We start from the raw sequence: 23,557 nt of genomic DNA, 5'->3' as shown, positions 1-23,557 counted from the left end.
TTAGATATCCTCTCTGATAAAAATTTCTTATAAAAAAATTAAAAATTTGAAAAAGAAATTAATACCAATTCAAAAATCAATAAAACTAAATAAACTAAACATATTAATAATTGAACAAAAAAAATTATTCTACCAAGTTCTTTAAACCTGTAAAAACAGCAAGTTCTACATCTGCATGGGCCTTAGAGTTGCATTTTTCTAGTAACTCTTTTGCTAGAGACGTATTATAATTGGGTTTCTTTTGTAACTTAAAAAGTAATTGCTCTGACAAATCATGTAATGCTTTAGACAAAGGCAAAAGAGGTTGCACCAATGGAGCATTTTGACTTAAACCCTCTAATTCTTTATGATTTTGTATCCATTTATTCAAAAAAAAGTCAATTTCTTTTTCTAATAACACCTCTTTACTTTTAATATAATCTGCTACTAATTCATTAAAAACTAAAGCATCCTCAGCATCTGGTGTGCATGCATCAGCAAACAAAGTAAAGGGAGAATACATTTGATATTCAGTACCACCCGCATTACGGGAATAAATTTTCAGAGGCTCGCAAACTGCTGAAAATGTTTGTAAAGCAGCAGTATTTTGATTGTTACTGATATTTCTCAACAACACATCTTTATTTCTAATATGCGTAATTCCTAATTCTTCCAATCGAAAAGAAATGTTTTTCAATCTTTTTCGCATACTGGCCAAATCCGTTACATTGGCGTCAGACCAAAGTCTTTCGGCAATAGCTGCGGTTCTAGGCCAAATTCTTGAATCGATGGTTTCAGGTGTAGCCAATTCACTCCACATTGTAGCTTCACCACCTAGAATTCTAGCTTTTTCTTCTGACGATAGTGTATTGTTTTTAGGCATTGGATCATTCAAATAATGACTTTCAACGCCTTGAACTAAATCTACATAAAAACCATTAGACAATACTGTTTTATAACCATTAGAAGCAGCAGCAATAAGAGAACTACCAGCAGCTACTCCTTCATTAGGCCCTTTCCAGGAATGAATTATGGCTTCTTTTGACATGTTTTTGGTCATAATTTCTTCCCATCCCATCAATTCTTTTTGATGCTTTTTTAACATCGGAATTAACTTCATCGTAAAATAAGTTTGTAACTCATGATTGTTGGTTAGCTTATTTTTCTTCATGAATTCCTGAATTTTAGGATTCGAATCCCAATCTTTACCTTCGTTTTCATCACCTCCAATGTGGAAATATTTCCCTGGAAATAACGGACAAACTTCATCAAAAATTTCACTCAACAATTGATACGTCTTTGGATTAGAAGGGTCTAAAGTTGGCGTAAAAATTCCTGCATTTCTTTCTAATGAATAGGTTACTAATCCTGATGCTTTCTGGGTTGTTTCAGCAGACCCTTTATTTACAGTTATTACTTTACTTCCAATTTCTGGAAAGGCAGTCAAAATCGCTGAGGCATGTCCAGGCACGTCAATTTCAGGTACAACTAAAATTCCTCTGGCGGCAGCATATTTTACGATACCTTTAATTTCTTCCTGAGTATAAAAAAGACCATCAGATGCTTTATCTGTGAGCACTTTATGTTTCTTCATTTCAATCCTCCAACCTTGATCGTCAACTAAATGCCAGTGAAAAACATTCATTTTCATAGCAGCCATTGCATCTAAGTTTCTTTTAATCACATCAACTGGTTGAAAATGTCTAGCAACATCAATCATTAATCCACGCCAAGTAAAACGGGGCATATCTGTTATAGATACATTTGGAAAATAGAAAGAAGTTGCATTGTTTTGAAGCAACTGCAAAAGAGTTTCCAATGCATGCATCGCACCTAAATCTGAGGAAGCGTTGATCACAATAGCATTCGATTGAACTGTCAATTGATAACTTTCATCTTTATATAGACCAATTTTCCCTGCTTTTGTGCAATTAATGTGCAATTGTGCATCTGGAAATTCATTTGTTGAAGTCACAAAACCTTGCTTAAAAAACAAGCCCGTTCTACCATCTAATCGTCTTAAAAAATTAGAAACCGCTCCAAAGATTCTTTCATTAGGTTGCCCTGTAACATTAACTTTAAAAGTAGGTTTTAAATCAAAATTTCCTGACTTAAGTTCTACTTTTTGAGGCCAAGGCATTAAATTCAAGGACTCTTTAGCAACTTGAGCAGTTGTAGATAATGTTATAAAAAACAGTACAAAAAGGTATTTCATGAGAGGTTTTGGTATATAAATATCTTCCGTCAGGTTTATAATCCTGATTTTTGAGAAGAACCATTCGGCTGAATAATCAACCGAATGGATTTTAATTCTTAATAATCAAATCTTTTAAAAGCTTCAATAGCTTCATATTCTGCCAATCCTAATTCATCGTATAATTTAGCAGTATTTTTATTTCGATCTTCGGCACGTACCCAAAATTCTCTCGAGTCATTACCTTGAAACATCACACGATCCTTTTGAGATTGGTGGAATAAAATGGCTTGTCGTTTCAATAATACTTCATCTGGACTCAACGGTACAGCCATATCAATTTCATGTAAATCCCATTCATGCCAAGCGCCTCTATATAACCACAACCAACAATCTTTCATGTAAGGTTTAGCTTTTAATTGTTTTAAAGCTGCAAAAATGGCATTCAAACATACTTCGTGAGTACCGTGTGGATCAGCTAAATCTCCCGCTGCAAAAACTTGATGCGGTTTAATTTTAGCAATAATATCAGCCACAATTTCAATATCTTCTGATCCAAGCGGATTTTTCTTTATCTGACCTGTTTCGTAAAAAGGTAAATCTAAAAAGTGGACATTTTCATCTTTCAATCCAATGTAACGCACTGCTGCATAAGATTCTCTTCTTCTAATTAACCCTTTTAATTTTCTAACTTCTAGAGAATCAACTTGATTGTCGTTCTTATTTTTTAAGAAATCAATTACGGCTTGAAAATTAATTTTACTACTATCTTCTCCTACAAAATCATTACATACTTCAGCAAATTTTAAAGCTTCATCATCTGTTACAGCAATGTTTCCAGAAGTTTGATACACTACATGAACCTCATGTCCTTGCTTGATTAATTTTGCAAAAGTTCCTCCCATAGAAATCACATCATCATCTGGATGAGGACTAAATAGAATCACTCTCTTTTTAGCAGGATTAGCTCTTTCTGGTCGGTGTGCATCATCGGCATTAGGTTTTCCTCCAGGCCAACCCGTAATGGTATGTTGCAACACATTGAACATATTAATATTCAAATCATAAGCAGAACCTTCTTGAGCTAACAAGTCAGACATACCGTTGTTATTGTAATCTCTATCGGTAAGTTTTAATATAGACTGATTTGTTTTTTGACACAACCAAACTATTGCTTTGCTTTTTAATTCTTGGTTCCAAATGCACTCACCTACCAACCATGGTGTTTCAAAACGAGTTAGAGACGAAGCCGCTGATTGATCCAAAACAAATGTAGCGTTTGGATGATTTTGCAAAAAAGTAGCGGGTACTTCAGAGCTAATCTCACCTTGAATCGTTCTTTTGATGATATCAGCTTTATTTTGTCCCCAAGCCATCAAAACAATTCGTTTAGAACGCATAATGGTAGAAACTCCCATTGTAATGGCGCGTTTGGGTACATTATTAATTCCATTAAAATCAGAAGAAGCATCTACTCTAGTAATATGATCTAAAGTAATGATTCGAGTACCTGAATTGATGTGTGAACCTGGCTCATTAAATCCTACGTGTCCCGTACGACCTATTCCTAATAATTGAAAATCAAGGCCTCCTGCATTTTTAATGTTCATTTCATAATCAATACAATATTGATTCAATTCTTCAATAGCCACTGTTCCGTCAGGAATATGAACATTATCAGGATGAATGTCTATATGATTAAATAAATGCTGATGCATAAAATAATGATAGCTCTGCTTGCTTTCTTTATTCATTGGATAATATTCATCCAAATTGAATGTAATCACATTTTTAAAGCTTAAGCCTTCTTCTTTATGCATACGAACCAATTCTTCATATACTTTTATTGGAGAAGAACCAGTAGCCAGACCTAAAACACAATTCTTATTTTCTTCTTGTTTGGATCGAATTAAAGTAGCAATCTCTTCAGCAACAATTTTTGAAGCCTCTACTGAGTTTTTAAAAATTTCGTTGTGAATTTTTTCAAATCGAGTTTCTTCAAATTTACCAGCACTTTTGTAGCTAATATCCGGTTTTATGTCTAAAGTATTTTTCATTGTATTGTAATTTTATATTCTTGCTAATTTTATTTTTCACTTTATAATTCCTTTGTTTTCAAAACAATATTTGATTTTTATATTATTTACATTTAAATAATTAATGACAATTAAAGTATTAAAAAAATGAAATCTTTTTTTTACTTTATTTCAAATTTAGGAGTATTACTTGGAGCAAAAAAATAAAAAAAACAAACGGTCAGAGTTTGTATACCAACGACATTGTTTAACCAATAAAGCGTTATTTAGTCAATAAATTTAGCTATTAGTCCTTAGTAATTATTCCTTAGCATAAAGCCAAAAACAAATCACTAAGGACTATTAACTATATACTAGAAACTAGAAGTTAGATCCAGTAGTATCCCACCACAATCTTGTTCCTCCATTATCTGGCCCACCTAGTTTAGCTAAACCAGTAGCTACACCACCTGGATTCCCATCTTTTTCAGATTGAACGAAGTTCACTCTACGAACACCTAGAGCAGAAGATATTTTACCACCACTAGTATTTTTAAGTACTGGAAGTAATTTAGGATATCCAGTTCTTCTGTATTCTGACCATGCTTCTTGTCCTTCTGGGAAACCTGCAATCCATTTTTGAGTTATAATTTTTTGCAATTTCACTTCATTAGTGGCGGCTGCATCCCAAGCAACAGTTACAGTATTTAGTGCAGCTCCATTATTTACTGGAAAATTTGGATCTACATAATCTTTGGCTGTTTTAGCATTATCAGCGATGTAAGCAGCTACACCAGAAACTCCGTGTTGAGCAAAAGAGTTTGTGATTCCTAATTCATACAAACTTTGAGCTGTTCCACCCATATTCCATCCTCTTAATGCTCCTTCAGCTCTTAACAAATAAACTTCGGCAGTTGTCATTAATACAATTTCTTTAGAATTAACTATTGGTCCAATTTCAGAAAAATCTACGTGATCAGCTTTAGCAGCTATCTCAATACCTGTTCTAACACCTTTGTATTGCCCCGGAAACTGCGCAGATGTTTTGAAAAACACAGGAAGTCTTGGATCTTGATATCCTCCCATAATTGACTCCATATCTGCTGACATTCTGACGTCACCCCAAGCAGCACTAATGGTAGCTATTGGGTTGTTGAAATTTGGAGAAACAATTTTAAATAAATCATCATTTGTAGTCATTACTCCAAATTTTTGAGCAATGGCTTTTTCAGCTTCAGCTTTAGCTAAAGTTGGATTTTTCTTTACAATACGCATGGCTAAACGCAAACGCAAAGAGTTTGCAAATTTTACCCATTTCTTGTAATCACCTTTATATCCTGATAGATCTGTAGTTGTAAAAGTTGAGGGTTCTGCTGCATCTACTCTTTTTGTCAAATCAGTAACTGCAAAATCCAATTCTTTGAACATCAAATTGTATACTTCTTCCTGTGAGTCATATCCAATTGTTTTATCAGTAGTTCCAAATTTTGAATAAACTATTGGTCCATAGGTATCTGTAACTCTATGCATTCCTTCCACTTTCAAAATCAAAGCTAAAGCATAAAATTGATCGTATTTCCCTTTGGCTTTTTGTTCAACAGAATAGGCATTATACATTACATCACCATAAGCAGCTCCCCATGCAAAACCATTCCATCCATCAACTAAATCATAAGTAGTGTTATTGGTTCCTCCTCTAAAAGCAGTACCTGTAGCCATATAACCAGACCAAATATCACCTTGAAGCCCTTGTTGCACTTGGTATTTCCATTCTGGAGTCAAGACAATAATGTTATTAAACATAGGAGCAAAAGCACCTTTGATATTATTAAAATCTTGTTCATATTGCGCCTCAGTAATACCCGTTGGATTGGTATTAATATCTTCAAAATTGTTTGTGCAACTTACTGCTGCGAGTAAGGAAACACAAATAGCTGTTTTTTTAATTGTATTTAATTTCATGTTTTTTTAATTAGAAAGTTACGTTTAAGTTAAGACCGATACTTCTTGTAGATGGCATTCCATAAACATCTATCCCTTGTAAGCCTTCACCAGTACTTAATGAAATGTTTGGGTCAAAAGGAGCATCTTTGTAGATAAATCCTAAGTTTCTAGCAATTAAAGACAAGCTTGCTGATTGTAAAAATGGTATTTTTTTAGTGTTGAATGTATATCCAACAGAAACCTCTCTTAAACTTACATTTGTAGCATCATATACATATTCTCCTGTTGCTCCAGCTCTACCACCAACTTGTTTATAATAACTTTCTGCAGGATATTTACCTGAATAAGCATTTCCGTTTGGATAAACTGCATTAATAGCTACACCTCCTGCATTTCTTGCATCACCAGTTGCTTTCGAAACACCAAACTCATCGTTTGTAGCTTCTGTCAAGCTCATTACTTCTCCACCAAATCTTGCATCAACTAATACATTCGCAAAAAACGAACCTACTTTGAATGAGTTAGAAAAACCTAACATAAAATCTGGATTAGAGTTTCCTACTTCTTCAAATTCTGTTTTTTGAATAGTTCCGTCAGCATTCAATAATACTTTACCTTGTGCATCTCTCTTAATATTTACTCCTTCAATAACACCAAATGGTTTACCTTGCTGTAATACATATCTGTAGTTATTTACTCCAGCTTCTGTCAAGATTACTTTTCCTCCTAATTCTGCTGGAATTTCTTCTACTTTATTTATATTTTTAGAATAATTTACTGTTGCATCCCAAGAGAATTTATTTCCTTTAATAATTTTACCGGTTACTACAGCTTCAAAACCTTTGTTAGAAATACTTCCTGCATTAATTCCGTAATATTTAACTCCTAATGGATTTGTTGGTGGCGCTAAAACTTGTAAATATTGGTGTTTAGTGTTTGAATTATAGTAAGACAATTCAAATCCTAAACGGTTGTCAAACATTCTCCATTCTGTACCGATTTCAATCTCAGATTTTAACTCAGGACGCAAAGAAGTTCCTGGTTGTGGAGCAACTGTAGCTGGCTTATTACCTTCAATTGTAAAACCATACGTTGGAGAAGTTACGAATGGAAAAATATCATTACCTACTTGAGCATAAGTAGCACGCACTTTACCGTAATTTACAAATTCTGGCATTTTTACCATTTCACTAAGAATGGCTGTTACCCCAACAGATGGGTAGAAAAATCCTGTGTTGTCAGTATTAACCAATGTAGAAGACCAGTCATTTCTTGCTGCCAAGTCTAAGAATAACATCTCTTTGTATCCAAAAGTTGTTGCTGCAAAAACTGATTGAACTTCTTTTCTTGAATCAACAGTTTGTAAGTTTAATGCGTTATTTACAAAATTACCCAAAGTAAACCAGTTCGCAATTTGTAAACCTCCACCAATTCCAGAATCTAATGTTGTTCTTTTATTAGCCAAAGTATTCGTGATACTTGAACCGATATTAGCATTAAAACTAAAATCATCATTAAATTTAGTATTAATCGTAGCGATTAAATCAGCATAACGTTGAGTACTCAAGTTATTGATGTCAATATATCTACCATTTATATGAGATAATGTACCTTGAGTAGTAGCAAAAACTTCTTTTGTAAATCCACTTTCAACTCTATTATAACTATATCTAGTGGCAATAGATAACCAATCTGTTGCTTTATAATCTAAAGCTAAGTTTCCATTAAAAAATTGATTCGTATCTTCAGATTTGTTTCTGTTGATTCCCCAAAAAGGATTTTGCATAATATCTCTATTAGTCATCCAATTTTGAACATTCATATTTCTAGTAGGGTTAAAAACTTCGAAATTCTTTTTATATTCGTTAAAGTCATTCCCTCTTGGCATTAAATATACACCCGTCAATGGGTTAAAGTACAAACCATTTACTGGTCTATTATTTACAGTACGTGTAGTATAATTTGCATTTGCAGCAACAGTTAATTTATCCGATAATTTACCTGATTGACGGAAACCAAAATTATTTTGTTTCAAACCATTTCCAGGAATAATCCCAGATCCTGTTGTATTTGCATAAGATAATGAAGTAGATGCCACATCAGAAGCTGTTGTGAAATTAACTGAAGAAATTTGAGTACTTCCAGTTTCAAAAAAATCTTTTACGTGATCATTTACTTTTTGCTTTGCTCCCCAAGTTTCTTCACCACCTGCAACCGCAACATAATCATTTTGGAATTTTGGTAAGTAAGCAGCTGATTCAAATGTGGATACAGAAGAAGCTTTTAATTGAGCTTTACCTTGTTTTGCTTTTTTAGAAGACAATAATACTACGCCATTTGCCCCTTGCGAACCATATAAAACCGATGCTGCTGCACCTTTCAAAACAGTCATTCCTTCATAATCATCTGGATTAATCAAAGAAACTACATCTCCTCCATCACGGTTTCCACCAGCTGTATCCCCAAAAGCATTGTTTGGTTGTCCTGCTGATCCATTATATAAAGGAATACCATCTATAACATATAATGGCTGGTTATTGCTTACAGAAGAATTACCACGAATAACTACTTTAGTAGATCCTCCAGTACCCCCAGAGCTTCTTGTTACAGCAACACCTGCAATTTTACCTGCTATAGTATTAATAATGTTCGCGTCTTTTACTCTTGTTAACTCTTCACCTTTTAACTCTTGAGCAGCATAAGTAAGAGATTTTCTTGTTTTCTTAATCCCTAATGAAGTTACTACAACTTCGGTTAATGCTGTTGTAGCACCACTGTTTAATATTATTTTAATAGTATCTGCATCACCAACTACTACCGATTTCGTTTCGTATCCTAAATAAGATACTACTAAAGTTTTACCCACACTTACTTGGATAGCAAAATTACCATCAAAATCAGTGGTTGCTCCTTTTGATTCTCCCTGTACTTGAACATTTGCAGAAGGAATTGGCATACCGCTGGCATCAGTTACCGTTCCTTTGAGCGTTTTTACTTGCGCAAATGAAAGTTGCGAAGCAAAAATAATCATAACGATTAATAAAATTTGTTTCATTTTTTTTAATGTATTAGTTAGTTATAATATAAAATTATCTTTAAGATTTTGTTAAAAAAAATAAATTATACCAACAGTATCGTTTTTTAAACGAACGACATCTTTTGTTCAATAATATGTTACACGAAAACGTTTTCTAATTTTCATTACATTTATATATTAATAATTAAACTTTTTTTTCTTTAAAAAGTCCCGTTTTTATTGACAAAATGATTAAAGTTGCAAAATCAAATACAAGAATCACTTGTAAACTTATTTCCTAATAGGCTCCAAAACCATGGATAAAATAAAAGATATGCAATTTGAAATCAAAATTCAAAATCATTTTTGGTTTTGGGGATTGTATTTTTTATTGAATTTTTTAAGATGGGGTGCCTACTTCAATGACTATGAATATTCATTTAAGTCAAATCTAATCGAATTTGCATTACACATACCTTTAGTCTATTTTAATTTATTTGTTTTAGTACCAAGATTTGTTTTAAGATCAAAATACCTTCATTATACATTTGCTCTATTAACTAGTTTAGGATGCATTTATATTTTAAAAACGGGATTAACCTATTATATTATTTCAAAAAACATTTGGCCTGAAGCCAATAGAGACTATCAGCCTTTTGAAATCAATCATATTCTTGCTGTTTGTATTGGTGAATTATATGTTCTAGCAATGGCGTCCTCAATCTACCTGACATTAACTTGGCTAAAAGAAAGAGAAAACAATAGAACTCTTAGAGAGAATCAATATAAGATAAAGCTTGAATACTTAAAAACACAAATCCAACCTCATTTTTTCTTTAATACCTTAAATAATCTTTATGCACTTTCCTTAGAAGACTCAAAAAAAGTGCCTGATGTAATTATAAAACTTTCCCATTTGATGGAATATGTTCTTTATGATATTGAAGGAGCCAAGTTTGCTCCATTACTAAAAGAATTTGACTACATACAGAATTACATTGAAATTGAAAAATTACGATTTGAAAATGCTACTGTTTTTATTAATCTAGAATCTAATTTTGACAATATACATGTTCCTCCTTTATTATTAATCTCATTGATAGAAAATGCGTTCAAACACGGCGGAATAAATAACAAGGACTTGACCATAAAGATTAACTGCAAAATCATCAACAATAAAACACTCGATTTTGAAATAATAAATAATTTTGTACTTTCACAAAATGAAAACTCTAAAAATGGGATTGGTCTAACTAATACTAAAGAACGATTAAAATTACTATTTAAAGACAATTATCAGTTAAACCATCAAATCAAATTTAATTTCTATATAATTCGTTTACAAATACCTATAAACAATGAAGATTAAGTGTGTATTGATTGATGATGAACCATTGGCTATTAAAGTATTAATCAACTATTTCCAAAACTTTCCAGAATTTGAAGTTATAGCAACTTTTAATAATTCTATTGAAGCCTTAGATTTTTTGAATAACAACACAACAGATGCACTATTTTTAGATATAAATATGCCTCTCATGTCTGGTTTTGAGTTGATACAATTGTATAAAAATAATTCGAATACCAAGATTATTATCACAACCGCCTTCCGAGAATTTGCTGCTGAAAGCTATGATTTAGATGTTCTTGATTATCTAGTTAAACCTATCCCGCTGCCTCGATTTATAAAATGTATATCAAAAATAACTGGTGAATTTCAAAACCGATTAGCTACAAAACAAGAGAATCATCGTGTAGATCCGTATATTTTTATCAAAGTAGATAAAAAAATGGTAAAAATTAATATAGATGAAATTCTATTCATTGAAGGAATGAAAGAATACATCAAAGTAGTTACCGCCGAAAAAACCTATATTACACATAAATCACTTTCTTCTTTAACCGAGGAGCTTCCAGAAGATCGCTTCATTCGTATTCATAAATCTTACTCCATCGCTTTGGATAAAGTAAAAACAATCGAGGGAAATAGAATACAAATAGCTTCCTATACCATACCTATAGGCAGAAATTATAGTAAAGAAGTGAAAAGTAAAATTTTAGATTAATTCCCTTAACTTTCCATATTACAAAAAAGTCTTTTGTTGAATAAAACTGGTTGTTGGTTTAAAACTAACGAAATTTATTAGAAATAATTTTTTTTTATGTTGGTTAAGAAATACATTTACCCTATTGCAGCAAGAATTATTTTACTAACCTATTAATTAAACTAAATCATGAATTCTGAAAATTCAAAAACCAATTGGGGGCAATTTATTCCTCTAGTAACCGTCTTCTTCTTTTGGGGATTTGTCGCTGCAAGTAATGACATTTTAATCCCAGTTTTTAAAACCGCATTTAATCTTTCTCAAGGCGAAAGTCAATTAGTAGCTTTTGCATTTTACATTGCATACACTGTTGGATCTTTAATATATATGGGGGTTTCAGTTGTACTTAAAGAAGATTTAGTGAATAAAATTGGCTATAAAAATGGTCTTTCATTGGGACTATTAATCTCAGCTTTAGGAACACTTCTATTTTATCCAGCTGCTAATACTGGATCATTTACTTTAATGCTTGCTGGGCTTTTCATTGTAGGTTTAGGCTTTTCTTTGCAGCAAACTGTTGCTAACCCACTTGCAATTGCCTTAGGCCCAATATCTACAGGTTCTCAGCGCCTAACATTAGCTGGAGGAATTAATAATTTTGGAACTACTATTGGTCCACTTATCGTTAGTTTTGCCATTTTTGGATCAAGTGCTAATGCCAATACAAGCGCAAGTATAGAAAGCGTCAAAATTCCTTATTTGGTTTTAGGTGTTGCATTTTTACTTGTTGCTATCCTTTTAAAATTTTCTTCATTGCCAGACAAACCAGCTTTAGTTGAAGAAACAGAAGCGCACGATGGTGTTCCTGCAAAAAAATCGGCTTTGCAATACCCTCAATTAGTAATGGGTATGATTGCAATTTTCTTGTATGTTGGCGTTGAAGTTTCTACTGCTAGTAATTTACCTGCTTACATGGAAAGTAAATTAGGATTCCTAACAAAAGATGTAGCTCCATATATATCACTGTATTGGGCTAGTTTAATGATTGGTCGTTGGACCGGTGCGGTAGAGGCGTTTACAAATGATATGAGTTTGCAAAGAATATTACGATTCATTGCTCCTTATTTAGCTTTCGGTGTGTTCTTAGGAGTTAATGCTATTGCAAATCATGATTTGACTCCATTTTATGTTTACGGATTAGTGATTTTGGTTCTAATTGCAGCTGATATGGCTAGTAAAGGAAATCCAGCCCGAATGTTATTAATATTTTCAACTTTAGGAATTATTGCCACAGCAATAGGAATGTCAACTAGCGGAATGATAAGTGTATATGCATTCACGAGTGTTGGATTATTTTGCAGTACATTATGGCCTTGTATTTTTACCCTAGCGGTAAGTGGACTTGGAAAAAACACTAGTCAAGGAAGTAGTTTCTTAATTATGATGATTATGGGTGGTGGTTTTATCAGTGTTTTACAAGGAAAAGTTGCTGAAGGAATTGGAATCCAACAAAGTTATATCATTGGTATTTTATGCTTTGCTTATCTAGCTTTTTATGCTTGGAAAGTAAGTGGAATTTTAAGAGCTCAAGGTATTGATTTTGATAAAAAACTTTCTGGAGGACACTAAAAAATGTTTCAAATAATATAAAAATCCCATTCTATCTTATTAGAATGGGATTTTTTGTTGAAACTCAAATCACTGAGAATCTCCATATAAAATTCATCTGATAGTTTCAACTAGTACATTTTCAATCGTTTTAGATAAAAAAAAAAAAAAAAAAAAACTCCCATTACAATACATAAAGGGAGTTTTAATTACTATAAAATCTTAAACAGAAATTGTTAGTCTACGATCTCAAATCTATTTGTTTCCTTTCTCGAAATCAGCCACAAATTGCGCTAATCCTATATCAGTCAATGGGTGTTTCAACAAACCATAAATAGCAGATAAAGGACCTGTCATCACATCAGCACCAATTTTTGCACAGTTCACAATGTGCATTGTATGACGTACAGAAGCAGCTAGAATTTGGGTTTCATACCCGTAGTTATCATAAATTAATCTGATTTCTTCAATCAAAGCCAAACCGTCTGTAGATACATCATCCAATCGACCAATGAACGGAGAAACATAAGTAGCACCCGCTTTTGCAGCCAATAATGCTTGACCCGCAGAGAATACTAAAGTTACGTTAGTCTTAATTCCTTTATCCGAAAAATATTTAGCAGCCATTACACCCTCTTTCGTCATGGGTAATTTTACCACAATTTGATCGTGTAAATCTGCTAATTCTTCACCTTCTTTCACCATTCCTTCGTAATCCAAAGCATTTACTTCGGCACTCACATCACCATCAACTAGATTACAAATATCCACGTAATGCTTTAAAATATTGTTTTTTCCTGTTATGCCCTCTTTGGCCATCAAGGAAGGATTTGTAGTTACGCCATCCAAAACGCCTAATGCTTGCGCCTCTTTAATCTGAGCTAAATTAGCCGTGTCAATAAAAAATTTCATAATTGTTTTATATTTAATTGTGTGTTTCTAATTCTTTGGGCGTGACCCAAGGGTCGGGCTTTTCGTTACAATCTTTTATTTTTTAAAGAAAAAAATAAAAGGATTTCCACTGCAATCCCTCACGCAAATCCCGTGCAAAATTACAATTTATAACTACTTAAGAGAATTCTTTTTATTCAATTCTTTTAATTCATCTCTAATTTCTTCTAAAACAGAAAGTGATTCTTCTCGATAAAGCTCAGCATTATTAATTTTATCACTTAATGATTTAAGTATATAAAACACCGTAAAAAAGACACCCGCAATAACTAATACACTAAAAATCAGTGGTAAAAACTCGGAAATAATACTCATAGACTAAAGTTTATAATGGTTCATCAATATTTTTTCATATATTTTATCAGGAAGAATTCTCTTTAATACAATTGAGAATTTCTGCATAAAAACCCCAACTTTATAATGAATTTTTGGTTCAGGGGTTTGTATTATTCTATAAACCGCTTCGGCCATTTCAGTTGGATTACTACCGCTATCTACATGCTCATCCATTGTTTTTAAGGTATTCCCGTATGCACTCTCATAAGCAGATCCTTGTATCACTGGAGCATGAAACCTACCAGAAGCAATATTTGTAGCAAAATCACCCGGAGCCACATTTGTAATATGTACCCCAAAAGATTTTACTTCCATTCGCAAGGATTCGGTAATTAATTCAAGTGCCCCTTTTGAAGCGGAGTAAATCCCGCGATAAGGTAATCCCATATATCCTGCAATTGACGTTATATTGATGATCAAACCTGCTTTTTGAGAACGCATCTGCGGCAAAACAGCTTTCATGACTTCAATAGGACCAAAAAAATTAGTCTCAAAATTATTCTTCATTTCTTGCATCGGAATTTCTTCCAATGGTCCCGTAATACCCACACCAGCGTTATTAATCACAACATCCAATCTTCCTGAGGTTTCAATAACTTTGGCCACAGCCGCACGAATAGAATTAACATCCCTTACATCCAAAGCTACTAAAGGAAAAACAGAATCTAGAATACGTTCTGGATTTCTACTAGTTCCATAAACAGTGAAACCTTTCTGCTGCAAAAACTCTCCAATAGACTTCCCTATTCCTGAAGAACCTCCGGTTATTAAAACTACCTTACTCATCAACTTTATTTTTACATTAGGATTGGTCAAAAATAAAAAAATCTTCCCTAAGGAAGACTACATTTACTGAAAAGAAATAAAAAATGGCAAGCGACCTACATCGCACCGCTCAACCACGTACCCTTGCTATGTTCCCATCCTGGGGGAGTCTGCAGGAGCTGGTCGTGTAGGACTTGCCGCTGCAAATATACAATCTTTTTATATTTTTGCAAGTGCTTTACTCATTAAAAATAACGTTGTATATTAGTGCAACAAAAAAAACGATTATGAAAAAATATAACTTCCTATCTGTCATTTTATTAGGAATAGCTCTTAACAGTTGTAACGAAACAAAAAATATTCAAAATAGTGTATTTAGCATTGATAATTCTAAATTTAAACTGCAATACACCCCAAATGATGCTCTTGATATAAATATTATAAACAGCAATTCTAAAACAATTGATAGTATTGTATTTTATGTTAATGATAAAAAGATAGCGTCAAACAAAGGAAATACGCCTTTTAAATTAGATTTTAAAGACCAAAAATTAGGATTCCAAAACGTAAAGGCCATAGTGTTTTTCGAAGGACAAAATTCAGAAGCTACTACAAGCGTTGAATTAGTTTCTAATATTCAACCAAAATTATTAAAATATACCATTGTAAATACCTACCCGCACGACAATGCTGCTTATACACAAGGTTTAGAATTCTATAGAGATACGCTGTATGAAGGAACTGGAAATGGAGCTGGAAACGGAACAGGAATAAAAGGAATCTCTAGCTTAAGAAAAACAAATTATAAAACTGGAGAAGTGTATAAAAAAGTGGAATTAGCTGATCAATACTTTGGCGAAGGCATTACAATTCTTAATAATAAAGTATACCAATTAACATGGCAAAACAATGAAGGATACGTGTACAATGCGGATACTTTCAAAAAAGAAAAAACAATGCCATACTATAAAAATATGGAAGGCTGGGGATTAGTTAATGACGGTACCCATTTATACATGACTGATAGCTCAGAAACCATTCACATACTAAATCCTGAAACTTTTAAACCTATTGACCAAATTCATGTGTACTCTTTAAATTCTAAAGTAGAAGGCGTTAACGAACTCGAGTGGATCAACGGTAAAATCTACGGAAATGTGTATCAAAAAGACGCTATTGCAGTGATAAACCCCAAAAATGGAGCGGTTGAAGCTATCATTAATCTAGCGGACTTAAAGAAAAAAATAACTCAATTACCTGACACGGATGTCCTAAACGGAATTGCTTATAACCCTAAAACAAAAACCATTTTTGTTACAGGGAAAAATTGGGACAAAATGTTCGAAATTAAAATCACTGAATAATTTCATTATCAATGACAACATTAATCATTAATATTAAAGAATTGCTACAGGTTCGAGATTCTTCCGTTTTGAAAGTTTCTGGTGCCGATATGGCTATTTTACCCACAATAAAAAATGCCTATCTTGTTATAGAAAACGGCCTGATATCTGATTTTGGCGCTATGGAAGAGTTGCCTCAAACAACACCTAATAAAACCATTGATGCAGCGGGAAAAATAGTTTTACCGTCTTGGTGTGACAGCCATACGCATATTGTGTATGCAGGAAACCGTGAACAAGAATTTGTTGACCGAATTAATGGCATGACATACGAAGAAATTGCAAATCGTGGTGGTGGAATCTTAAATTCGGCTAAAAAACTAAATGAAACCTCAGAAGAAGAACTCTATCAACAATCAAAAGGACGCCTTGAAGAAGTCATGCAATTAGGAACCGGAGCTGTTGAAATTAAATCAGGATACGGCTTAACCGTTGAAGGAGAGTTGAAAATGCTTCGAGTAATTCAGCGATTACAACAAAATTATCCTGTTGCAATCAAAGCTACTTTTCTAGGTGCACATGCATTTCCATTGGAATTCAAAGAAAATCACAAAGGTTATATTGATTTAATAATCAATAAAATGCTTCCTGAAATTGCAAAAAATAAACTAGCTGATTTCATTGATGTTTTTTGCGAATCAGGTTATTTTACTGTTGAAGAGACCCAACAAATTATGGAAGCCGGAATTAAATTTGGCTTAAAGCCAAAGATACATGTCAATCAATTCAATTCTATAGGCGGAATCCAAGCGGGAACGCAATACAATGTCCTTTCAGTTGATCATCTTGAAGTAATGAAACCAGAGGATATTGAAGCTTTAAAAAATACTGACGTTATGCCTGTAGCATTGCCTTCATGTTCGTATTTTTTGAGTATTCCGTATACACCTGCTCGCGAAATGATGCGTGCTGGACTTCCGCTTGCTCTTGCTACAGATTTTAATCCAGGATCTACACCATCGGGAAATATGAACTTTGTAGTTGCTACAGCCTGTATAAAAATGAAAATGACACCCGAAGAAGCTATCAACGCAGCCACAATAAACGGTGCATACGCCATGGATTTAGCTACCACGCATGGAAGCATTACAAGAGGCAAAGTCGCAAATTTAATTATTACAAAACCTGTTTCGTCCTATTATCAATTGCCATACGCTTTTGGCAGCAATCTTATAGAAACTGTTATAATTGCAGGAGAAATAATTTCATAAAAAAAGAGGAACCCTTGAGTTCCTCTTTCCTATTATATGGTTGATATTTTATTTTAAAGTAAAACTAGTTTTAGAAACCAGTTGATCTTTATCAAAAATATTTACATAATAAGTTCCTTTTGGAAAATCTTTTCCTCTTACACTTTCAGTAACATCTACAGTTTTGTTTTCGTAATTAATATTTGAAATAAAACTGTAAGTCAAAGAATTATCTCCAAAGTTTTCTGTTTTCTTATCTCCAATAACGTTGTTTTTACTGTCAATTACTTGAACATAATATGCTTTAGTTCCTGACTGAGCAACTTGGTTCTCAGCAATTGTATAGCTTATTCTCAAAACATCAGCTCTACTTGCTTTATCTGTTGAGATTTCTTTACCAGAGCTTTTTAATTTGAATGCAGAACCTCTTGTATTTAACACTGTTAATTTAGCTGCTTTTTCAACCACTTTTGTCAATTCTTCGTTCTGGCCAGCAAGTGCCTCGTTGTACTTTTTTGACTCACCAAGAACCACCGCTGTACTATCACGCTGAGAAGTAAGAGTGGTATTTGCCTTTTTCAAAGACTCATTATCCGCCATCAATACTTTCATTTTACCTTGTAAAGCATTAAATTGAGTTTTGTATTTTGATAATGAAGCTACATCGCCTTTAGACTTACTTAAGTCTGTCATTAATGCTACAACTTTATCTCTCTCTAAAATAAGTTCGTCAGACATAGACGTATTCTCTGAGATGGCAGCATCGTAAGTCATTTTTAGTTCTTGTAAATCTTTCATTACCGACTCCTTTTCGGTTAATGTAGTATCTAACTCTGTTTTTACCACTTCAGCATCAGAAGTGATTTTAAAAATATATACTAAACTACCTACTAATAAAATAGCTAATATCGCTACAACCGCTTTAAGGCTTGAACTGCTTTTGGGATTTTCCATTTCGAATTTAATTTTTTGTTTACAAATTTAACATTATCTGCTCAAGTACTAACGTATGTTAATGCAATTATATTATTTTTGAGAAAAAAAATTTTTCTGATGGAAAAAATAATACCGTTCACAATAAAGGATCTTGCTAAAATTACGAACCACAGAAGTGGAGAGATAAAATTTGGTGAAAAAATGATCACTATCCCAAAAGATACTGATTATCTGGATTTTATAAAAAATTGCGAGGCCCGATATGTACTTTTTGGAATTCCTGAAGATATAGGTGTGCGAGCCAATTATGGCAGACCAGGAGCTGCTTCTGCTTGGGACAGCGCCATAGCTAGTATTGCTAATATTCAACACAATAGGTTTTGCAAAGGAAGTCAAATTGTAATTTTAGGACAACTTGACGTAGTACAGTTGATGAAAGAGGTAGCAAACCTTGATTTTAACGATATTGATGATCGGTCTAAACTAAGTCAGTTAGTCACAAAAATAGATAAAGATGTTTCACATATCATTTTTAGTATTGTAAAACTAGGAAAAATCCCTATCGTAATAGGTGGCGGGCATAATAATTCTTACGGTAATATAAAAGGAACTGCTCTAGCAAAAGGTAAACCTATTAATGCGATCAACTTTGACGCTCATTCTGATTTTAGAATCCTAGAGGGAAGACACAGCGGAAACGGTTTTTCTTATGCTTTTGAAGAAGGTTTTTTGAAAAAATATTTCGTCTTTGGATTGCATGAAAATTACACCTCAAAAAATGTATTGGATACTATTAAAAAACTAGACGATAGAGTTCGGTATAACACCTATGACAGCATCAGCATCAGGAGAGAAAAAGATTTTACACAAGAAATGATGCATGCTTTAGAGTTCATTAATGACGAACCATTTGGTATCGAAATTGACTTAGATGCCATACCTAATATAGCTTGTAGTGCTATGACAATGAGCGGTTTTTCTGTAGAACAATTGCGACAGTTTATTTATTATTATGGAAAACGCCGTAATGTAGCTTACATTCACATTTGCGAAGGCGCACCAGATTTGGGTGAAGATAAAAACAATCATCTGATAGGTAAATTAATTGGGTATCTAGTAACTGATTTTATAAAAGCCAATGGTTCCTTGCTACCTAACATTTAATAAAGTAACCTTTAATTTTTAGAAAAAAGGAACCAAAAATATAAATACTATCTTTGCCACGCTGTTTACTTTCTAATTACAGCCCAATTAATACCCAAAATTATGTTATTCGAAGAGTTATCATTATCAAAAAGCATACAAAAAGCCGTTTTTGAAGAAGGTTATTTAAACCCAACTCCCATTCAAGAAAAATCTATTCCTATTGTTTTATCAGGACGCGACTTAATAGGGTGTGCACAAACTGGAACTGGAAAAACTGCTGCATTTGCAATACCTATTATTCACCAGCTGCATCGAATTGTGGGGTCTTCAAAAAAAGCCAAACATATTCGTGCTCTTGTTGTGACTCCTACGCGCGAGCTTGCCGTGCAAATAGGCCAAAGCTTTGAAACGTATGCCAAATATACTAATCTAACTCAGCTAACCATTTTCGGAGGTGTTTCTCAAAATCCACAGGTTGATACCCTTAAAAACGGTATCGATATTTTGATTGCTACACCAGGAAGATTGTTGGATTTACACAAACAAGGGTTTATTGACTTAGATCACCTTCACACATTAGTTCTTGACGAAGCAGATCAAATGCTTGATATGGGTTTTGTAAATGATGTCAAAAAAATAGTAAAGCTTACGCCAAAAAACAGACAAACTTTGTTTTTTTCTGCTACGATGCCAATTGCCATTCGAGAACTTGCCGAAATGTTTTTAACAGATCCTGAAACCGTAACTGTTTCACCTGTTTCCTCAACCGCCGAAAATGTGGAGCAAAGAGTATACTTTGTAGAAAAAGGGGAAAAAAGAAATTTATTGTATCACTTAATCAAGAACGAAAACTTGACAGATGTTTTGGTTTTCTCTAGAACAAAACATGGTGCTGATAATGTAGTCAAAGCGTTGCGCAAAAACAATATTCCTGCCGAAGCTATACATGGGGACAAGTCCCAAAATGCAAGACAACGTGTTCTTGATGCTTTTAAAAATAAAGAAATTGGTGTTCTTGTTGCTACTGATATTGCTGCCAGAGGAATTGATATTGATCAACTTCCAGTAGTAATCAATTTTGATTTACCAAACATTCCAGAAACCTACGTACACCGTATAGGAAGAACAGGTCGCGCTGGTAATGGCGGAATTGCCATTTCTTTTTGCGGTAAAGACGAACATACGTACTGGAAAGAAATTCAAAAGCTAATAAAAGTAGATGTTAAAACTGTTAATGATCATTCGTTTCATTGGCACTCTGGAAGCCCCGAGTCGGCACCCGCATCACAACAAAAAAATTCAAACAGAAGTGGTGGAGCTCATAAATCAAGAAAATCAGCTACATCAAAACAAAATAAAAAACGCTGGTATTAGGTAATTACAACAACTGTCTAGTCCTGAAAAGTGACACAAACTTAAAACAAAAAAAGCAGTAAAAATTTTTACTGCTTTTTTTATATCAATAAGTGAACTTACTTTATCAAGAAACCACTTCATCAGCATCATCACTTCCCTCCCATTTCCCTACTACAGAAGTTGCTAAAGCGTTTCCTAAAACGTTAGTCGCACTCCTAAACATGTCACAAAAGTGATCAATTGGTAAAATTAAAGCAATACCTTCAATAGGAATATCAAACATTCCGCAAGTTGCTGCAACTACTACTAAACTAGCTCTTGGCACACCCGCAATACCTTTACTAGTAAGCATTAAAACTAACAACATCGTCATTTGAGTTCCTAACGATAAATCTATACCATACGCTTGCGCAATAAATATACTGGCAAATGTCATGTACATCATACTTCCGTCAAGATTAAAAGAATATCCCAGCGGCAACATAAAAGATACAATTCTGTCTTTTACTCCAAAGCGTTCTAGCTCCTCAGTAAGTTTTGGGAAAACAGCTTCACTACTTGTTGTTCCAAAAGCAATAATTAACGGACTCACAATACGTTTTAACAATACAGTCATTCTCCCTTTTAGAAAAATATACCCTACAACTCCTAAAACAACCCATAAAGAAGAAATCCCAATCAAAAAAGAACCAAAGAACTTGAAATAAGTAATGGCTAATTCTTGAAAATCTCGTACTGCAAACACCCCTGCAATGGCTCCAAATACACCAATAGGTGCAAACTTCATAACGAAATTCACCATTTTTAAAACAATATGTGATATTTTGTCAAATGCTGTAATCACTGGTTTAACATACTCCCCTAATGATGCAGCAGCTAATCCAAAAAAGATTGAGAAAATTACAATTTGTAAAATTTCATTGGTTGCCATTGCTTCAAAAATACTTTTTGGAACAATGTGTTCTATAAAATTATCGAATGATATGTTTTGTGTTTTTGCAGTCACTTCAGATACGGCAGCTAAATCCACATTTGATAAATTAAGACCCACTCCAGGCTTCAAAACGTTAACAAATAACATTCCAAGTAACAATGAGACAAATGATGCTGTAAAAAACCAAGCCATAGCTTTACCGCCAATTCTTCCTACCGCTTTAATATCTCCTAATTTTGCAATACCCACAACAAGGGTTGTAAATACTAGAGGCGAAATAATCATTTGAACCAAACGAATGAAAACAGTAGCCAAAATTTTAATTTTACTACTAAAATTTTGTGCATCTTCTGGAGTTATACTATTATGTATTATAATTCCTAGTACGGCTCCAAGAACCATTGCTATCAATATTTGCCCGGTTAATCCTGAAAAAAATGAAGTCTTTTTTGTAGTATGATCCATTAAATTATTTTTAATTACTTGATATTTAGTTACATTATATTTAGCATAATAATTCATATTTGATGAAATACAATGCTCTTTATTTACAATTTATAGAATTTGTTTTTAGTAGGTTTTATTTATCAAATAAAAGTCTGCCAAAACAATTGCAGCCATTGCTTCTACTATGGGCACTGCTCGCGGCACAACACAAGGATCATGACGGCCTTTTCCTGTCATAGCAGTTATATTTCCTTGATTATCTAAAGATTCTTGCTCTTTCATGATTGTAGCAACAGGCTTAAAAGCAACTCTAAAATAGATGTCCATACCATTGCTGATACCACCTTGAATTCCTCCTGAAAGATTGGTTTTTGTGGTTCCATCAGTATTGTACAAGTCATTGTGCTCGCTACCTTTCATTTTTGCACCTTCAAAACCACTACCAAATTCAAAACCCTTCACTGCATTAATTGATAACATAGCTTTACCTAACTCGGCATGCAATTTATCAAAAACAGGTTCGCCTAAACCCACAGGAACGTTTTGAATAACACAAGATACCACACCTCCTACTGTATCTCCTTCTTTACGGATACCGCGAATATAATCTTCCATGATGGCAGCAGCTTGCTCATCTGGACATCGTACCGGATTGTTTTCAATTTTGGAAAAATCTAATTCTTGGTATGGTTTATCAAGAGCTATTGGTCCTACTTGAGACACGTAAGCATTAATTTTAATTTCGGGTAACATTTGCTTGGCAATAGCACCAGCAACAACCCTAGAAGCCGTTTCGCGAGCAGAACTTCGTCCACCTCCACGATAATCGCGTACACCATATTTCTTTTCATATACGTAATCAGCATGGCTAGGCCTGTAATTATCTTTTATATGAGAGTAATCGTCTGATTTTTGATTGGTATTTGGAATAACAAAACCTATGGGAGTACCAGTAGTTTTACCTTCAAAAATTCCGGATAAGAACTGCACAGCATCTGGTTCTTTACGTTGGGTAACAATAGCCGACTGTCCCGGTTTTCTTCGAGACATTTCAAATTGAATAGCATCTAAATCTAAAGCAATCCCAGAAGGGCAACCATCAATTATACCACCCAATGCATCACCATGAGATTCTCCAAATGTCGTGATTTTAAACAATGTTCCAAAACTATTTCCTGCCATTTCATTTTGATTTTGAACAAAAGTACCATTTTACTTCAAAGTTCAAAAGTTTAGTGTTTAAAGTTTTAAGCAAGTTCTTAGATTTATTGTTATTAAATTAATATTGTATC

17 protein-coding genes and 1 other RNA gene are annotated in these 23,557 nt (G+C 33.5%); 7 read left to right on the top strand and 11 right to left on the bottom strand.

What is annotated here, in order from left to right; all coding sequences use genetic code 11:
* Positions 1 to 124: 124 nt before the first annotated feature.
* From LQ189_RS05165 to LQ189_RS05150, 4 genes are all read right to left on the bottom strand, one after another.
* Positions 125 to 2,194 (bottom strand): beta-N-acetylhexosaminidase, encoded by a 2,070-nt coding sequence (locus LQ189_RS05165; RefSeq protein ID WP_230154735.1) that lies wholly within the window; start codon positions 2,192 to 2,194, stop codon positions 125 to 127.
* A gap of 98 nt (positions 2,195 to 2,292) precedes the next feature.
* Entirely contained in the window at positions 2,293 to 4,230 is a 1,938-nt protein-coding gene (gene nagB, locus LQ189_RS05160) for a glucosamine-6-phosphate deaminase (protein ID WP_230154734.1), read from the bottom strand.
* 339 nt (positions 4,231 to 4,569) lie between these two features.
* The gene (locus tag LQ189_RS05155) at positions 4,570 to 6,150 is read right to left on the bottom strand and encodes a RagB/SusD family nutrient uptake outer membrane protein (RefSeq protein WP_086455171.1); all 1,581 of its coding nucleotides are present in this window, start codon (positions 6,148 to 6,150) and stop codon (positions 4,570 to 4,572) included.
* A gap of 10 nt (positions 6,151 to 6,160) precedes the next feature.
* Entirely contained in the window at positions 6,161 to 9,187 is a 3,027-nt protein-coding gene (locus tag LQ189_RS05150) for a SusC/RagA family TonB-linked outer membrane protein (RefSeq protein WP_230154733.1), read from the bottom strand.
* A gap of 277 nt (positions 9,188 to 9,464) precedes the next feature.
* Here LQ189_RS05150 and LQ189_RS05145 point away from each other — a divergent pair, with 277 nt between their 5' ends.
* The 3 genes from LQ189_RS05145 to LQ189_RS05135 all read left to right on the top strand — a co-directional run bounded on the left by LQ189_RS05145 (position 9,465) and on the right by LQ189_RS05135 (position 12,822).
* Positions 9,465 to 10,517, top strand: coding sequence for a sensor histidine kinase (locus LQ189_RS05145; protein WP_086454758.1), 1,053 nt, complete (start codon positions 9,465 to 9,467; stop codon positions 10,515 to 10,517).
* Positions 10,507 to 11,214, top strand: a complete 708-nt coding sequence (locus tag LQ189_RS05140; protein WP_230154729.1) for a LytTR family DNA-binding domain-containing protein — start codon at positions 10,507 to 10,509, stop codon at positions 11,212 to 11,214. The genes LQ189_RS05145 and LQ189_RS05140 overlap by 11 nt, the downstream gene beginning before the upstream one ends.
* Positions 11,215 to 11,382: 168 nt before the next feature.
* Positions 11,383 to 12,822, top strand: coding sequence for an MFS transporter (locus LQ189_RS05135; protein WP_086454756.1), 1,440 nt, complete (start codon positions 11,383 to 11,385; stop codon positions 12,820 to 12,822).
* Between the two features lie 234 nt (positions 12,823 to 13,056).
* On the opposite strand, the gene fsa is transcribed toward LQ189_RS05135, so the two are convergent.
* The 4 genes from fsa to ffs all read right to left on the bottom strand — a co-directional run bounded on the left by fsa (position 13,057) and on the right by ffs (position 15,053).
* On the bottom strand, positions 13,057 to 13,713 hold the full coding sequence (fsa, locus tag LQ189_RS05130) for a fructose-6-phosphate aldolase (protein WP_086454755.1): 657 nt from the start codon (positions 13,711 to 13,713) through the stop codon (positions 13,057 to 13,059).
* Between the two features lie 153 nt (positions 13,714 to 13,866).
* Positions 13,867 to 14,067 carry a hypothetical protein gene (locus LQ189_RS05125; protein WP_221916744.1) on the bottom strand — a complete coding sequence of 67 codons (201 nt, stop codon included), beginning with the start codon at positions 14,065 to 14,067 and terminating at the stop codon, positions 13,867 to 13,869.
* A gap of 3 nt (positions 14,068 to 14,070) precedes the next feature.
* Entirely contained in the window at positions 14,071 to 14,874 is an 804-nt protein-coding gene (locus LQ189_RS05120; protein WP_230154727.1) for an SDR family oxidoreductase, read from the bottom strand.
* Between the two features lie 81 nt (positions 14,875 to 14,955).
* Positions 14,956 to 15,053: signal recognition particle sRNA small type (gene ffs / locus LQ189_RS05115), an RNA gene on the bottom strand.
* Positions 15,054 to 15,140: 87 nt separating this feature from the next.
* Between ffs and LQ189_RS05110 the strand changes: the two genes are divergently transcribed.
* Together LQ189_RS05110 and hutI are read left to right on the top strand one after the other, a co-directional pair.
* Entirely contained in the window at positions 15,141 to 16,217 is a 1,077-nt protein-coding gene (locus LQ189_RS05110) for a glutaminyl-peptide cyclotransferase (RefSeq protein ID WP_230154726.1), read from the top strand.
* Between the two features lie 11 nt (positions 16,218 to 16,228).
* Positions 16,229 to 17,467 carry an imidazolonepropionase gene (gene hutI / locus LQ189_RS05105; protein ID WP_230154724.1) on the top strand — a complete coding sequence of 413 codons (1,239 nt, stop codon included), beginning with the start codon at positions 16,229 to 16,231 and terminating at the stop codon, positions 17,465 to 17,467.
* A 48-nt stretch (positions 17,468 to 17,515) separates the two neighbouring features.
* On the opposite strand, the gene LQ189_RS05100 is transcribed toward hutI, so the two are convergent.
* Complete coding sequence (locus LQ189_RS05100; RefSeq protein WP_221916740.1) at positions 17,516 to 18,400, bottom strand: hypothetical protein; 885 nt, start codon at positions 18,398 to 18,400, stop codon at positions 17,516 to 17,518.
* A gap of 99 nt (positions 18,401 to 18,499) precedes the next feature.
* On the opposite strand from LQ189_RS05100, the gene LQ189_RS05095 reads away from it, so the two are divergent.
* Entirely contained in the window at positions 18,500 to 19,546 is a 1,047-nt protein-coding gene (locus tag LQ189_RS05095) for a formimidoylglutamase (protein ID WP_230154722.1), read from the top strand.
* Positions 19,547 to 19,648: 102 nt separating this feature from the next.
* On the top strand, positions 19,649 to 20,902 hold the full coding sequence (locus tag LQ189_RS05090; protein WP_230154721.1) for a DEAD/DEAH box helicase: 1,254 nt from the start codon (positions 19,649 to 19,651) through the stop codon (positions 20,900 to 20,902).
* A gap of 106 nt (positions 20,903 to 21,008) precedes the next feature.
* Here the strand turns inward: LQ189_RS05090 and LQ189_RS05085 are convergent, their stop codons facing one another.
* Both LQ189_RS05085 and aroC read right to left on the bottom strand, forming a co-directional pair.
* The gene (locus tag LQ189_RS05085) at positions 21,009 to 22,283 is read right to left on the bottom strand and encodes a dicarboxylate/amino acid:cation symporter (protein WP_230154720.1); all 1,275 of its coding nucleotides are present in this window, start codon (positions 22,281 to 22,283) and stop codon (positions 21,009 to 21,011) included.
* 105 nt (positions 22,284 to 22,388) lie between these two features.
* Positions 22,389 to 23,447, bottom strand: a complete 1,059-nt coding sequence (aroC, locus tag LQ189_RS05080) for a chorismate synthase (protein WP_230154719.1) — start codon at positions 23,445 to 23,447, stop codon at positions 22,389 to 22,391.
* Positions 23,448 to 23,557 lie beyond the last annotated feature (110 nt).

It is taken from the genome of Flavobacterium sp. CECT 9288, from assembly GCF_918731615.1.
Lineage (GTDB): Bacteria > Bacteroidota > Bacteroidia > Flavobacteriales > Flavobacteriaceae > Flavobacterium.
The sequence above is the reverse complement of the archived record's forward strand: the minus strand, read 5'-3'. Positions and strand labels throughout refer to the sequence as shown.